We start from the raw sequence: 14,299 nt of genomic DNA, 5'->3' as shown, positions 1-14,299 counted from the left end.
GGATGTCCAAGAAAGCGTTTCCCATCAACCGGGTCAGAATCGAACCGCCGAAACCCGTTCGGGTAGCGCCGAGTGCGCCGATCGCCCTGCCGGAGCGCGAGCCCCGCAATATCTGGGTGATGATCGGGGTGCCGGCATTGATCGTCGCGCTGATCGGCACCATCGTCATGCTCTACGTGTCCGGGGTGCGCAGCCTGTCGACCGGGTTCTTCCCCTTGATGGGCATCGGCGCGTTCAGCATGCTGGCGTTCTCCGGACGCTTCGGGCGGGCTCGCAAGATCACCTGGGGCGAAATGGAAAAGGGCCGCCGCCGCTACCTGCGCGACCTGGACTCCAACCGCGACGAGATCCAGAGCGCGGTGTGCGCACAGCGCGAATGGCAGCACGCGGTGCACTCCGATCCACACGGTCTGGGCGCGATCATCGGCGGCCCGCGGATGTGGGAGCGCGGCCGCGGCGATGCGGATTTCTTGGAGGTGCGGTTGGGGACCGGCGTGCAACACGCCCCGGACTCCGTCTTGTCCGTGACGTGGCCCGACATCGCCTCCGACGAGGAACTCGAACCCGTCACTGGGCAGGCGCTGCGCGATTTCATTTTGGAGCAGCGCAAGATTCGCGACATCGCCAAGGTGGTCAACCTGCGGTCGGCGCCGGGCTTCAGCTTCGTCGGCGAAGACCTGGACCGGCTGCGCTCGCTGATGCGGTCGGTGTTGTGCTCGCTGGCGGTGTTTCACAACCCGCGCGACGTGAAACTGATGGTCGTCACCCGCAATCCCGAGGTGTGGTCGTGGATGGTGTGGTTGCCGCACAACCTGCACGACGAGCTGTTCGACGCCTGCGGCTGGCGACGCCTGGTCTTCGCCACCCCGGAAGAGTTGGAGGAGACCCTCGGCGCCGAGCTGCACATGAAGGGCAAGCGCGGGGCGTGGACACCGCTGGCGGCGGCCAGCCCGACCGCGATGGGTTCGGCGCTCGAGACCGGCGGCGATGCCGTCGATCTGGGACCGCACCTGGTGATCGTCGACGACAACACCGGCAGCCCCGACGCGTGGGAGAGCGTGGTCGGGCAGGTCGGCAAGGCGGGAATTACCCTGCTGCGCCTGGCCTCTCGCGTCGGCACCGGCGTGGGGTTCGCCCAGGACCAGGTGTTCGAGATGGGCGACCGGCACAGCACACCGGTCAACGGCAACGTCAAATTGGGCCGGAACGGCTCAGACGCCGACGGTGAAGACGGGCGCCCGGCGCCGCTGTTACGGGTGCGCGGCAAGTTCTTCGCCCATGCCGACCAGCTGTCGATTCACCGCGCCTACCGCTACGCCCGGGCGATGGCGCGGTGGTCACCGACCAGCCGCAGCGAGATCGCCGACTCGACCGGCGGCGCCGCCGAACTGTTGCGCGGACTTGGCATCGTCGATCCCCGCGAGCTGGACGTCGACCGGTTATGGGCCGAGCGGCGCGGCCGCGGCGACGAGCGGTGGTGCGAGATCCCGGTCGGCGCGAAACCCACCGGCGAGCTGCAGAACATCATCATCCGCGCGAAAGACTTCGGCGGCTTCGGGTTTCACTCCGTGGTCATCGGCACCAGTGGTTCGGGAAAGTCGGAGTTCTTCCTGTCGCTGGTCTACGGCATCGCGCTGACGCACTCGCCGGAGACGTTCAACGTCATCTTCGTCGACATGAAGTTCGAATCGGCGGCACAGGACATCATGGGCATCCCGCACGTCGTGGCGGCGCTGTCGAACCTGGGCAAGGACGAGCGCCATCTGGCGGAGCGGATGCGCAGGGTCATCGACGGCGAGATCAAGCAGCGCTATGAGCTGTTCACGTCGGTGGGCGCGCGCGACGCCAACGACTACGAAGAGATCCGGCTGGCCGGACGGGATCTCCCGCCGGTGCCCGTCCTGCTCGTCATTGTCGACGAGTACCTGGAACTCTTTGCCAACCACGAGAAGTGGATCAACCTGATCATCCACATCGGCCAGGAAGGCCGCGGCGCCAACGTCTTCTTCATGCTAGGTGGTCAGCGGCTGGACCTGTCATCATTGCAGAAGGTCAAGTCCAACATCGCGTTCCGGATCGCGCTGCGCGCCGAGTCCGGTGACGACAGCCGCGAGGTGATCGGTTCGGACGCCGCCTATCACCTGCCGTCGAAAGAGAACGGCTTCGCGCTGCTGAAGGTGGGGCCGCGTGACCTCGAACCGTTCCGCTGCTTCTACCTCTCGGCTCCCTTCGTGGTCCCGAAGGGCAAGGAGGTCGCGACCACCGTCGACATGACCTTGACCAAGCCGCGCCTCTACAACTGGCAATACCAGCCGCTCGACACGGCCGACGCCGCGGCGCTTGAAGCCGCAGCCGCCGTCGACACCGAACCGGACGAATTCCTCTACCACGACGACGGTTTCAAGCGAAAGAAGATCGTCGACGTGCTGCGCGAGTCGTTGCAGCATGTCCCGCACCGGTCGCCGCGACGGCCCTGGCTCGAGCCGCTGGAAGACCCCCAGCCCGTCGACGTGCTGGTGTCGGCCTACCGCGGCAAGCCCTGGCATGTGGACTACGGCCAGAACGCGGGCCTGATGTTTCCGGTGGGCGTGATGGACATCCCCGAGGAGTCCAAGCAGGTCGTGCACGCGGTCGACGCGCTGCGCAGCAACGTGATCGTGGTGGGCGCCAAGCAGCGGGGCAAGACGACCACGCTGATGACGCTGATGTGCTCGGCGGCAGCGATGTACAGCCCGGCGCGCGTGACGTTCTTCTGCATCGGCGGTGCCACGCTGGCGCAGGCGGCGTCGCTGCCGCACGTCACCGACATCGTGTCACCGAAGGACGCCGAGGGCATCGAGCGCATCCTGAGCAGCATGGACGCGTTGATCGACGCGCGCGAGAATTCGTTCCGGCGCTTGAAGATCGACCTCGACGGTTTCCGGGAGCGCCGGTTCGCGCCGGGCAGCGACGGGCTGGGCGGTACCGACGCCAACGACCCCTTCGGCGACGTGTTCGTGGTGGTGGACGACTACGACGACGTGTACTCGAAAGACACCGTCTTGGGGGATCGCATCATCTCGTTGAGCAGCCGTGGTCCCGAGTACGGGGTTCACGTGATGTGCAGCGCCGGCGGCTGGATTCACGGGCAGCGGCAGAGCCTGTTGCAAAACGCCACGGCGCGAATCCAATTGCGCCTGGCCGACCCGAGCGAAAGCCAGATGGGACACTCGTCGCTCGAGTCGCGTGACGCCGCGCGGCGGACGCTGAACCGGCCGGGCTTCGGTCTGACGGATAGCCTGCACGAGCTGCGGGTCGGCATCCCTGCCCTGACCGAACCCGCGACCGGGGCGCTGGTCAGCATCGTCGACGTCGGCGGGCGGATCGCCGACGTGGCGGGCGTGACCAAACACGCGACGTTGCAGCGGCTTCCGCAGCGGGTGGAGCTGCGGGCGATCCTCGAATACGAGGCAGCGCATCCCAGTGGCGATGACCTGTCGATCGCCTTCGCCATCGGTGAGCGACACGAACTGGGCCCGGTTCCGCTCAAGCTCCGGGAGAGCCCGGGGCTGATGATCCTGGGCCGGCAGGGCTGCGGCAAGACGCTGTCGCTGGTGTCCATCGGCGAGGCGATCATGAGCCGATTCAGCCCCGAGGATGCACAGCTGACGCTCATCGACCCCAAGACCGCGCCGCATGGGCTGCGCGACCTGAGCGGGCCCGGCTATGTACGCGCGTACGCCTATGACCAGGACGAGATCGACGAGGTGATAACCCAACTCGCGCAGCAGATCTTGCTGCCCCGGCTGCCTCCCAAGGGCTTGAGCCAGGAGGAGCTGCGTGCGCTCAAACCCTGGGAGGGCGCGCGGCATTTCGTGCTCATCGACGACGTCCAAGACCTGCGCCCCGATCAGAGCTACCCGCCCAAACCCCCGGTGGGCGCGGCGTTGTGGAAGCTGATGGAACGCGCCCGGCAGATCGGCCTGCACGTGTTCACCACCCGCAACAGTGCGAACTGGGCGACGCTGCAGATGGATCCGTGGATGAGGTTCCAGAACTCGGCGAAGGTCGCACAACTCTACATGGACAACGACCCACAGAACCGGATCAACCGCGCGGTGCGCGCTCAAGCGTTGCCGCCCGGACGCGGTCTGATGGTCAGCGCCGACGGCGACGTGGAAGGGGTGCTGGTCGGGCTGCCGTCGACTGTCACCGTCCCGCAGCAGTAGCGGCCGGAACAGGCGGCGCCACAACGGGTTCCACGGAGGCGCCCGCCCGGCGGAGGAGCGTGCGGGGCCACCAGAACCAACGGCCCAGCAGCGCCACGATGGACGGCACGATGAACGCCCGCACCACCAGGGTATCCAACAACAGCCCCACCGCGATGGTGGTGCCGATCTGCGCGATGCTGAGCACACTGCTGCTGAGCAACGCCAGCATGGTCAGGCCGAAGACGATGCCGGCGACAGTGACCACACCGCCCGTGCCGCCGAAGGCGCGAATGATGCCGGTCCGCAGGCCCGCTGACGCTTCCTGTTTGATGCGTAACGCCAGCAGCAGGTTGTAGTCCGCCCCGACGGCGATCAGCGCGATGAACGCGATCGGTGCGACGGCCCAGTGCAGATCGTGGTGCAGCAGGTGCTGCCAGATCAGCACGCTGGCGCCGACCGCCGATGCGTAAGAGGTGACGACGGTCCCGACGACGACCAGGCCGGCGACCGGGCTGCGCAGCATCGCAGTGACGATCAAAAAGATGAGGACCAACGCGGCGCCCACGAGCAGCTTGACGTCCCCGGCGACGAAGCGCTGCAGGTCGGCGGTCACTGGGCCGACGCCGGCGAGGTCGACCTCGGTGGGGGTCAGGGTGCCTTCCTTGGTGGCCTCCTTGATGGCGGCCCGCACCTGATCTGCCCGCTTGGCCCCGTCAGTACCCCACTCCGATCCGTCGCCGTACACCAACAGGTACGCGGCATGGCCGTTCTCGGAGATCAGGTGGCCCAGCGCGGCGGCGTAGCGTGGATCGGTCAGCGCCCGTTGGGGCAGGTAGAAATCGGCCGCCGCACTGCCCCGGAACTGTGTCGCGATCTCGTCCAGGTAGTCGGTCAACTGCCGCATCTGGGGCCCGAGCGTGTCGGTCAGGCCAAGCAGATCGTGGGTGGCCGAACGCGCTTGTGCCAGCGCGTCTTTCATCGACGCGACGCTCTGCGGAAGCCCGGACATCGCGGCGGCGGCCGTGCTCGAGCCGCTGGTCAGTTCCGCGGCGCCGGCCCTGAGGCGGCTCGAGGTCTGCACCAGGCCGTCGACCGGCTGGAGCACGCGGTCCACCGTCGAGCAGATCGGGTTGGCGGCGCAGTCGGGGGTTCGCCCGACGATGTCGCGCAGCGGGTCAAGGTAACCCGAGACCGTCGTGACGTTGTGCTGCAACCCGTCCATGCCGGCGCGCATGTCCTGCGCCGCGCCGGAGACCTCGGCCAGTCCCGCACCGCCGCCACGCAATCCGTTGCCGAGGCCCTCCACCGCACGCTGGGTCTGCGCCAGCGCGTCGTCGAGTTCGGAGACTCGCCTGAGGCGCTGGGAAAGCGAGTCCATGGTGTCCCCGAACTGGCGGCCGAGCACCCCGGCCTGATAGCTCAGGGTGGCCTGTTCGGGCACCGTGCCGTCGGGGCGGCTGGCGGACTGCACCGCACGGACGCCCGGCACGGCCATGATGTGGCGGGTGATTCGCTCGATGGCGATCAGGCCGGCCGGGGTGCGCAGGTCGTGGTCGGCTTGGATCGCGATGACGTCGGGCAGCAGCGCGTTGGCCGCGAAATGGCGGTCGGCGGCGACGTATCCGCGATTGGAGTCGGTGGCCGACGGCGTGGCGGCGGGTTCGTCGAAGCCGATCCGCATGCTCGCAAGCGGTAGCGCGGCCAGCAGCGTCAACGCGCCCGCCGTGACCAGGATCGGACCCGGCCACCGGGCGACGGCCGTCCCGACGCGGCGCCAGCGCCGACCCGTGGTCGACGGGCGCGGTTCGAGATAGCCTCGGCGTATGGCCAGGCTCATCAGGGCCGGCGTCAGGGTCAGCGCGGCGAGCATGGTCGCCAGAATGCCGATGGCACAGGGCAGCCCGGCGCTGCGGAACGAACCCACCTGGGCGAACACCAGGCAGGCCAGCGCCACCGACACGGTCAGTGCCGACCCGATCACGACGGGCGCGATGGAACGGTAGGCCTCCGCCAGTGCCTGGGGCGGCGGGACGCCGTGGCGGCGGCCCTCGTGGTAGCGGCCGACCAGGAAGATCGCGTAGTCGGTGCCGGCGCCGAGCGTCATGGCCGCCATGAGTGCGACCGAAAATAGCGACACCTCAACCACATTCGCCTGCCCGAGGGCGGCGACGACGGCGCGGGCCAGTGCTAGTGCCAGACCGACGGAGATCAGCGGGATCGCGGCCGCGATCGGCGATCGGTATACGACCAGCAGGAGAAGCAGGATGAGGCCGATGGTGGCGGCGGTGATGCCGAGCATCTGTCGATCGATCGCGGAGAATTCGTCGACGATCGTCGCACCGGGCCCGGTGACATGGACTGCCAGCCCCGCCGGCGGTGAGAGGTTCCGCACGGTGGCGCGGACCGCGTTGACCGAATCGCGCGCCTGGGCCGTGCCGAGCATGCCGGCCAGCCGCACCATGACGCTGACGGCCCGTCCGTCCCGACTCTGCGCGCCGGCGGCCGTGGTGGGCTGCGACCACAGGTCGGTCACCGCGTACACGTGACGCCGGTCGGAAGTCAGGGCCGTCGTCATCGCGTCGTAGAACCGGCGGTCGCCCGTCGTCAGCGTCTGATTGCGTTCCAGCACAACGTAGACGAAGTTGTTGCTCGGGGTCTGACCGAACAACTCGGCGGCCCGCGACGCGGCGACTGCGCTGGGTGCGTCGGTGGGCATGAACGATCGGGCGTGCGAGTCGACGACCCGCTCCAGTTGCGGGACAACCACATTGGCGGCCGCGGCCGCCAGAACCCACAGGCCGACGACCAGCACCGCGTAGCGGCCGGTGAGCCGCTTCAGCATTCCCCGTCCGTCATGCAACGGTCTGCCGATCGCCGGACGGGCCGCCGAAGAGGCCCACGGCGACGTGCTCGCCCCGAGACAGGGAACGCAGCCGCAGTGATTGCCGCGAGCCGATCCGCACCAGGGCGTGCAGGCCGGGCTCAGCGGCCTCGAGATCTGCCCGCACCTGCTCGGCCGCCACGCCCTCGTGTGCGGCCTGGTCCAGCTTGGCCACCAGCATGGTGATCCAGCGCTGTCCCAGCGACAGCAGCAGGCCCTCCTCGTCACCGAACAGCCTGGGCACCTCAGGTGAGCCGGCGACCGACGCAAGCGCCGCCTCGGGATCGGTCTCGGCCGCTTTGATCACTTCGGCCATGAAGGCCATCCGGTCGTGCAGCAGTGTCCATGTCATGACTGGAACGCTAGGGAGACGACCGGGTGGTGCGCGTCGTGCCGAGGTGCAGTCTTTATCCCCTACCACGGTAGGAGGCGATTGCCACCCACGGCATGATGTGCGCTGGTGGCGCGCCCTTCTACGATTGGATGATGTTGCGTGCTGCAACGAGATATGTGCGCGAACAGCTGCGCCGCCGGGGCGAGCTGATCCCCGTCGGTCTGACCTGGGCGTCGTTCATCGCCGTCGATGTGAGCCATGTCGGTGGCGCGGTGATCGCGATCCTGCAGCGCCCCTTCGCGGATCTGCCCGTCGGGTTGGCCGCGTTCGCGGTGTCCATCGCGCCGACGCTGGTGTTCTTCTTTCTGAACACGAAGCTCAGCCCGGGGCTGATGTGGGCGACCTGGATGACGGCCACCGCCATGATGCTGTTCGGCACGTCGACACCCATTCACGCCGATTTCGCCCCGGCGCTGCTGGTGCTGCTGGTGTTGTCCATCGCGACGTTGAGCTCCATCGCGTTCGGCCTGTTGTCCGCCGCGTCGGTGGCCGCGCTGCTGCTCGCCGCGTCCGCACTGCACCGGCTGGACGCGGTGGGGCTGTACCTGGCTTTCGTCGGCGCGGGGTGGCTCCTCGGTTACGTGATGCGCACGCAACGGCTGTTGCTGGCCGAACAGATCGAGGCTCAGAAGTTGTTGGCCGAGCACGCGGCGGCCGACGAGCGGCGGCGCATCGCCCGGGAGGTGCACGACGTCATCGCCCACTCGCTGAGCATCACCCTGCTGCACGTGACCGGCGCGCGTCGAGGGCTGCAGCAGGACCGTGACGTCGATGACGCGGTCGACGCGCTGGAACAGGCCGAACGTCTGGGCCGGCAGGCGATGGCCGACATCCGGCGGACCGTCGGGCTGCTGGACGGCTCCCCGACGAAAGCAGCGCAGACGACGCCCGAACCCGGTATCGACGACGTCGCCGGGCTCGTCGCGGAGTTCCAGCGCGCCGGGCTGAACCTCACGCTGCGCGCCGAGGGACCCACCGACCGCGTGTCGGCGGCCGTCGGCTTGGCGCTGTATCGCATCACTCAGGAATCGCTGGCCAATGTCGCCAAACACGCGCCCGACTCAAAATCGGCGGTGGCGCTGAAGGTCTCGGCGGTCTCGGCCAGCCTCACGGTCGAGAATCGATTGCCGGTGGCGATCGCCGCCCCGCTGTCTGCTGAGGGCCGCGGGTTGCGCGGGATGCGCCAGCGCGTCGAACTGCTGGGCGGGGCCATCGACGCCGGCCCGACGCCCGAGGGATGGTCGGTGCGCGCCGACATACCGTTGCACGAGGGCGAGGTGGGTTGGCGGCCGTGGTGGTGCAAGGCGTGATCCCACATATCCCGGAGCCGCACGAGATCACCGTCCTCCTCGTCGACGACCAGGACCTGGTGCGGTCGGGGCTGCGCCGGATCCTGCGTCGCAAGGACGGGTTCGTCATCGTCGCGGAATGCTCCGACGGTGACGAGGTGCCCGCCGCGGTGGCCGAGCACCGGCCCGACGTCGTCGTGATGGATCTGCGCATGCGGCGGGTCGACGGCATCGAGGCGACGCGCAGGCTCGGGGGGACACCGCCAGTGTTGGCGTTGACCACATTCAACGAGGACGAGTTGCTGTCCGAGGCGCTGCGCGCCGGGGCGGCCGGCTTCGTGCTCAAGGACTCCTCCGCCGAGGAACTGATCCGCGCCGTGCGGGCGGTCGCCCGGGGCGACAGCTACCTCGACCCGGCCGTCACCGCGCGGGTGTTGACCACCTATCGCAAAGCCGCGCCCGGGCCCCGCGGCACCGCGATCGCCGAGTTGACGACCCGCGAGCTCGATGTGCTGACGTTGATGGGCCGGGGTTTCTCCAACGCCGAGATCGCCGCCGAGCTCTGCATTTCCGGCGTCACCGTCAAGAGCCACATCGGCCGGATCTTCGGAAAGCTCGACCTGCGGGACCGCGCGGCGGCAATCGTCTACGCCTACGACAACGGCATCGTCGTCCCGCGCTGACGGAGTCTCAGCGGATCACAGAGACGTGCCCTGCTCGGCGAGATTGAGCAAGAAGTACGCCATGCACATCAGGAAGTTCAACACCACCAGGACCAGGCCGGCGAACATCAGCGAGCGGGTTCCTTGTCGCTTCAGCCGCTTGTACCGGGCGGCGCGCGTCTCCCGGTCGATCCGCAGCGCGATCAACGCGAATTTGACGTCCATCGCTTCATGAGGCGCGAGGGGCGCCCCCGACAGCATCTGCTGCAGCCGGTCTGGCTCCGTGCGGACGCCGACCCGCTCGAAGCTCTGGCACATTCGCCGCGCGCGTCTTCGCGCGAGTGGTTGATATCGCATCTGTAGCTGATGCGCGAGTCGCCCTCGGTCTTCCCCCCACGGGTTTGACGGGGTCATCACGAAACGGATTCTAAATCGCATCGGACCGATCACGGCGTGTCTAACACGAATTCTGTCGGCGGCGGTGGGGCGGCGCCGCCGCGCACGTGTTCGGACGGGGGCAGGTCGAGGTAGCGCTCGAGGTTGCGGTGCATGTTGATCACCCGCCGCTCCTCGCTGGACAGCACCAAGTGGGTGAAACCCGGCTGATGCATGCCGCGCTGCAAGCCGGGGAGTATCTGGATGTCCTGGGTGAGCACCACGCCCGGCTCGGCCTCACCGGCGCTCATTCGCACATCGGTCGGCTTGGCGCGCGCGGCGCCCGGCGGCATCCGCGTCATGAGGAACATCACCAGCTCGCCTTGATCGGGGGTGGCGGCGGGATCGCGCCGGGGCCGCGAACACATGACGGTGAGGTGGTCGGCGTTGGCCAGCAGCGTCATGTTCGGGAAGACGTTGTACTGGTGCAGGCGGATGATGCGGTCGGTGTCGGCCCAGTCCAGGTCCACCCCGCGCGAGGCGGCGAACGCCCGGGTGTGCGCGGCGATCAGATCCTGGACCGTCTGGCCGTCCCGTCGCTCGTCCGCGGGGAAGGGGGTGCCTTCGCCGGCGCCCATGAGAGCGCCCTGCGTGTAAACGTAGGCGTCCCAAACCTCTTCGTCGCTCAGCGCCCCGCCAAAGCGTGGGCTCTGCACACCGTAGGGTTGGTCGGATTTGCCGGTATGCCCCCAGATCTGTTGGGGCGCATGGATGTCATCGACACAACGCAGCAGTTCCGGGTGCAGCGTCTGGATGTGGTAGGTCTCGCTGAAGCCGTCGGCGATCGTCTTCCAATTCGCGTCGACCTCGACGGTCAGCGTGGCGTAGCAGCGGAAGTCGCTCAGCCGGCACCAGGCGATATCGTCGGGCACCGCCTCCAGGTAGGCGAGCAGCGGCGCCGCGTCGCGATCGAGATTGACGAAGACGAGCCCCTCCCACGTGTCCACCCGGGCCGCCACGAGCGGGAAGTCGGACAGCTTGAGCGCCCCGAACCCCTTTCGGTCGGGCACTCGCTTGAGCGCGCCGGCCAGGTCCCACGTCCACCCGTGATAGCCGCACTTGAGTTCCCGCAGCCCCGAGCCCGAGCCCACACACACCGAGTTGCCGCGGTGGCGGCAGGCGTTCTGGAAGGCGCGCAGCACCCCGTCGTCGCCGCGGACGATCAGCACGCCGTACGGTCCGCACCGGTACTCGAAGTAGTCACCCGGCGCGGCGACGTGGTCGACCATGCACGCGAGTTGCCACACCTTCGGCCACATCCGCTCGACCTCGAGCGCGGCGAATGCCGGCGAGTAATACCGCTCCGCCGGCACCAGCGCGGGGGTCTCCGGCGGGGTGCCGATCGCGTCCTCGTCGCGGCTGCGGGTCGGGTTGCCGGCGGGCGCGTTCATCCCGGAGCCTTAACGTGCCCCGCGCACCAGACGCCCGGGGCGGGCCCCGGTGTCGACGTCGTCGCGCCGGGTGACCGTCCCGCTGACGATGGTGGCCGCATAGCCGCTGGCTCCCTGCAGGATCCGGTTCCCGCCGGCGGGCAGGTCGAAGGCCATTGCGGCGGGATGCAGCGTCAGGGCGTCCAGGTCGATGACGTTGAGGTCGGCCTTCTTGCCCGGCTCGATGGTGCCGCGGTCGGTGAGACCGAAAAGGTGTGCGGTGTCGCGGGACTGCTTGCGGATGACGTACTCCAGCGAAAGCTTCTCGCCGCGGCGCCGGTCGCGCGCCCAGTGCGTCAGCAGGAAGGTGGGATAGGAGGCGTCGCAGATCATTCCGCAGTGGGCGCCGCCGTCGGAAAGCCCGAGCACGCCGGCGGGGTGCAGCAGCATCTCCCGGATCGCGTCGCAGTTGCCGTCGGCGTAGTTGAACAGCGGCAGCATCAGCATGGAGGTGGCGTCGGACTCCAGCATGAGGTCGTAGAGGGTGGACAGCGGGTCCTCGCCGCGGGCCTGGGCGATGGCCGCGACGGTGCGGTCCGGGGTGGGCTCGTAGTCGGGCGGATCGCCGAGCGCGTACAGGCGGTGCAGCGAGTGCTGGACCAGGGCGAACATGCCGTCGAACAACAGGGTGGGGTCGGCGGGCAGGTCCTCCTCGGACAGGATCGCGGCCTTCACCGCGGGGTCGGCCAGGCGCTGCGCGAGTTCCTCCCGGCCGAGTTCGGCCTTGAGCCGGCGGTAGGTGGGCCGGTGGCTGAAACCGTGATGGCCCTGGAACCCGATCATCATGCCGAACGGGCGCGCGGCGATCTGGGGGTATAGCCGAGCGCCCGCCGCGTGCGCGTCCGCCGAGAGGTCCAGCATCTCGCGCCACAGCTTCGGGTCGGCGTCGACCTGGATCAGAGCGAACGACACCGGCCGGTCGATCTCGGCGCCCAGTCGTCGCATCCACTCCAATTCCTTCTTGGGGGCGACGATGTCCTCGCCCGCGGCGCCCTGCGGGGCGAGCTCGAACACGGCCTGCCCGCCGGCCGCCATCGCGCGGCCGAGGCCGAACAACTCTTCCTCGGCGGCGAAGGTGCCGGGTACGGGTTCACCGTCCATCGCGCGGTGGCCCATCGTGCGCGACGTCGAGAAACCCAGCGCGCCCGCCTCGATCGCCTCGCGTACCAGCCGGCCCATCGCGGCGATGTCGTCGGGGGTGGCCGGCTCATTGCGGGCGCCGCGGTCGCCCATCGCGTAGGCGCGGACGGCTCCGTGGGCGACCTGGCTGCCCACGTCGATCGCGAACTTGTGCTCGCCGATGGCGTCGAGGTACTCGGGATAACTCTCCCAGCCCCAGGTGATGCCCTCGGTAAGAGCGGTGCCGGGAATGTCCTCGACACCCTCCATCAACTCGATCAGCCACTGCTCCGTTCCGGGACGAACCGGGGCGAACCCGACGCCGCAGTTGCCGGTGACCACGGTGGTGACCCCGTGACCGCTCGAGGGTTCGAGCAGGCTGTCCCAGCTCACCTGACCGTCGTAGTGGGTGTGGATGTCGACGAAGCCGGGGGCCACCACACGCCCTGCGGCATCGATGGTTTCGGCGGCCTGCGCCGTCTGCAGGCCCCCGGTGTCAGGGTCGCCGTCCCCGCGGCGGACCACGTCGACGATCTTGCCGTCCTTGATGCCGATGTCGGCGCGATAGCGCTGTGCGCCGGTGCCGTCGACGACGGTGCCGCCAATGATCTTCAGGTCGAACACGAGACTCTCCTTGCCGCCATGGGCCGAAGACGCACCGGACGCGCCAGCATTACGCTACGGGAAGTAGCGTAACCCTTACGGCGGCCATGCAACAGGTTCGGCGCAAACTTGGTGGCCTCAGAGCGAACTCTTCAGGGCGGCGACCGTTTCCAGGTCGTCGAGTGCCGCAACGCCGCGGCGCAGCCCTTCCATGGCGATGTCCTCGACTTGCATGCCGCCCATTCCCGCGGTGATCAGCGGAGCGACGTAGGCGTACAGCGCGGCCTGGCGGAACCGCAGCCACAGGTCGTCGCGGTCGAGTTCGGGTCCGCCCGCCGCGGCGAGCGCGCGGCGGTAATCGTCGAGCAGTTCCCGCTGGTTCGCCCGGCGATCTTCGGGCGTGAGGCTGGTGATCAGGGTGTAGGCCAGTTCCCGGGCCGGGTGTCCGCGCCGCACCGCCTGCCAGTCCAGCAGACCCGCCTTGCCGCCGTGGAAGTACATGTTGCCCGGGTGGGCGTCGCCGTGCATGACGGTGTGCGGGGGAGTGTCGATGAGGGCGGCGACCGCACGGTAGTTGTCGGCGATGAATCGGCCGTTCTCCAAAGGGATTTCGGTGCGTTCGGCGAGGCGCCTGACCGAGGCGTGCATCAGCGAGCCGGTCAGCAGGGAGGTGACGTCGCCGGAGGGGGTATACAGCCAGCCCAGCGGGCCGCGCCCGCCGCGGGGCAGTCGGTCCCAGAAGGTGGCGTGCAGGTCGGCCAGCAGCTCGACGATGAGACCGGCCTGCTCCAGGGACAGCGGGTGCAAGGTGTCGGGGAACTCGCACGACTCGGCGGGGAGGTCTTCGAGCACCAACAGGTAGCGGCCCGTCCAGGGATCGAACGCCGCACCGTAGGCATAGGGGACGCCGATGATTTGCGGGGCGAGCTGGTTGTAGAACCGGACCTCCGTGTGTCCGAGCCGGCCCAACTCGCCCATCAACCGGGTGGCCGCGGTCGTCGCCGCGAGCTTGACGAACACCGAGCTGGGGACGTCCTTTCCGGTCAACACCAGCCGCGCCCGCGCCGACGTGCCGGCGTCGCTGCCCAGGACGCGGACCGATCTGACGGTGGTGCCCATCACCCGGGACAGCACCGCCGCGTCGATGTCCCGCACCCGGCGGGGCAGCCCCAACCGGCCGCCGATCACCGCGTCGGTGGCCACCCGGCGCACGCCGCGGCCCAGGTGAGCGGCCAGGCCGGCGGCCGAAAAGACCTGCGACACGGGACTATTCATGTCCGCTCGATTCCTGGGTTC

At 68.8% G+C, this 14,299-nt stretch carries 9 protein-coding genes; 3 read left to right on the top strand and 6 right to left on the bottom strand.

What is annotated here, in order from left to right:
- Nucleotides 1-2 precede the first annotated feature (2 nt).
- Nucleotides 3-4,208 carry a type VII secretion protein EccCa gene (eccCa, locus tag C1737_RS18805; RefSeq protein WP_067924842.1) on the top strand — a complete coding sequence of 1,402 codons (4,206 nt, stop codon included), beginning with the start codon at nucleotides 3-5 and terminating at the stop codon, nucleotides 4,206-4,208.
- Here eccCa and C1737_RS18800 read toward each other — a convergent pair.
- Nucleotides 4,189-7,032 carry an RND family transporter gene (locus tag C1737_RS18800; protein ID WP_369807538.1) on the bottom strand — a complete coding sequence of 948 codons (2,844 nt, stop codon included), beginning with the start codon at nucleotides 7,030-7,032 and terminating at the stop codon, nucleotides 4,189-4,191. The two genes, eccCa and C1737_RS18800, sit on opposite strands and share 20 nt — an antisense overlap.
- Before the next feature lie 10 nt (nucleotides 7,033-7,042).
- Nucleotides 7,043-7,423: a hypothetical protein gene (locus tag C1737_RS18795; protein ID WP_102419181.1), complete on the bottom strand. Its 381-nt coding sequence runs from the start codon at nucleotides 7,421-7,423 to the stop codon at nucleotides 7,043-7,045.
- A 134-nt stretch (nucleotides 7,424-7,557) separates the two neighbouring features.
- On the opposite strand from C1737_RS18795, the gene C1737_RS18790 reads away from it, so the two are divergent.
- Both C1737_RS18790 and C1737_RS18785 read left to right on the top strand, forming a co-directional pair.
- Nucleotides 7,558-8,775 (top strand): sensor histidine kinase, encoded by a 1,218-nt coding sequence (locus C1737_RS18790; protein WP_102420020.1) that lies wholly within the window; start codon nucleotides 7,558-7,560, stop codon nucleotides 8,773-8,775.
- Nucleotides 8,757-9,437, top strand: a complete 681-nt coding sequence (locus C1737_RS18785) for a response regulator (protein ID WP_369807537.1) — start codon at nucleotides 8,757-8,759, stop codon at nucleotides 9,435-9,437. The genes C1737_RS18790 and C1737_RS18785 overlap by 19 nt, the downstream gene beginning before the upstream one ends.
- Before the next feature lie 15 nt (nucleotides 9,438-9,452).
- Here the strand turns inward: C1737_RS18785 and C1737_RS18780 are convergent, their stop codons facing one another.
- The 4 genes from C1737_RS18780 to C1737_RS18765 all read right to left on the bottom strand — a co-directional run bounded on the left by C1737_RS18780 (nucleotide 9,453) and on the right by C1737_RS18765 (nucleotide 14,278).
- Nucleotides 9,453-9,641: a hypothetical protein gene (locus C1737_RS18780; protein ID WP_231980352.1), complete on the bottom strand. Its 189-nt coding sequence runs from the start codon at nucleotides 9,639-9,641 to the stop codon at nucleotides 9,453-9,455.
- Nucleotides 9,642-9,862: 221 nt separating this feature from the next.
- On the bottom strand, nucleotides 9,863-11,242 hold the full coding sequence (locus tag C1737_RS18775; RefSeq protein ID WP_102419179.1) for an SRPBCC family protein: 1,380 nt from the start codon (nucleotides 11,240-11,242) through the stop codon (nucleotides 9,863-9,865).
- Between the two features lie 9 nt (nucleotides 11,243-11,251).
- Complete coding sequence (locus C1737_RS18770; protein WP_102419178.1) at nucleotides 11,252-13,024, bottom strand: amidohydrolase family protein; 1,773 nt, start codon at nucleotides 13,022-13,024, stop codon at nucleotides 11,252-11,254.
- 117 nt (nucleotides 13,025-13,141) lie between these two features.
- Nucleotides 13,142-14,278, bottom strand: coding sequence for a phosphotransferase (locus C1737_RS18765; protein WP_102419177.1), 1,137 nt, complete (start codon nucleotides 14,276-14,278; stop codon nucleotides 13,142-13,144).
- Between the last annotated feature and the right edge of the window lie 21 nt (nucleotides 14,279-14,299).

The sequence above is a fragment of the Mycobacterium sp. 4858 genome (assembly GCF_900240975.1).
Classification (GTDB): domain Bacteria; phylum Actinomycetota; class Actinomycetes; order Mycobacteriales; family Mycobacteriaceae; genus Mycobacterium.
This window is presented reverse-complemented; position numbering and strand designations above follow the sequence as displayed.

What these genes read in the sequence shown, in the direction of transcription:
- C1737_RS18780 (WP_231980352.1), bottom strand. Translation starts at nt 9,641, where the DNA reads ATGGACGTCAAATTCGCGTTGATCGCGCTGCGGATCGACCGGGAGACG.
- eccCa (WP_067924842.1), top strand. Translation starts at nt 3, where the DNA reads ATGTCCAAGAAAGCGTTTCCCATCAACCGGGTCAGAATCGAACCGCCG.
- C1737_RS18765 (WP_102419177.1), bottom strand. Translation starts at nt 14,278, where the DNA reads ATGAATAGTCCCGTGTCGCAGGTCTTTTCGGCCGCCGGCCTGGCCGCT.
- C1737_RS18800 (WP_369807538.1), bottom strand. Translation starts at nt 7,032, where the DNA reads ATGCTGAAGCGGCTCACCGGCCGCTACGCGGTGCTGGTCGTCGGCCTG.
- C1737_RS18790 (WP_102420020.1), top strand. Translation starts at nt 7,558, where the DNA reads ATGTTGCGTGCTGCAACGAGATATGTGCGCGAACAGCTGCGCCGCCGG.
- C1737_RS18795 (WP_102419181.1), bottom strand. Translation starts at nt 7,423, where the DNA reads ATGACATGGACACTGCTGCACGACCGGATGGCCTTCATGGCCGAAGTG.
- C1737_RS18775 (WP_102419179.1), bottom strand. Translation starts at nt 11,242, where the DNA reads ATGAACGCGCCCGCCGGCAACCCGACCCGCAGCCGCGACGAGGACGCG.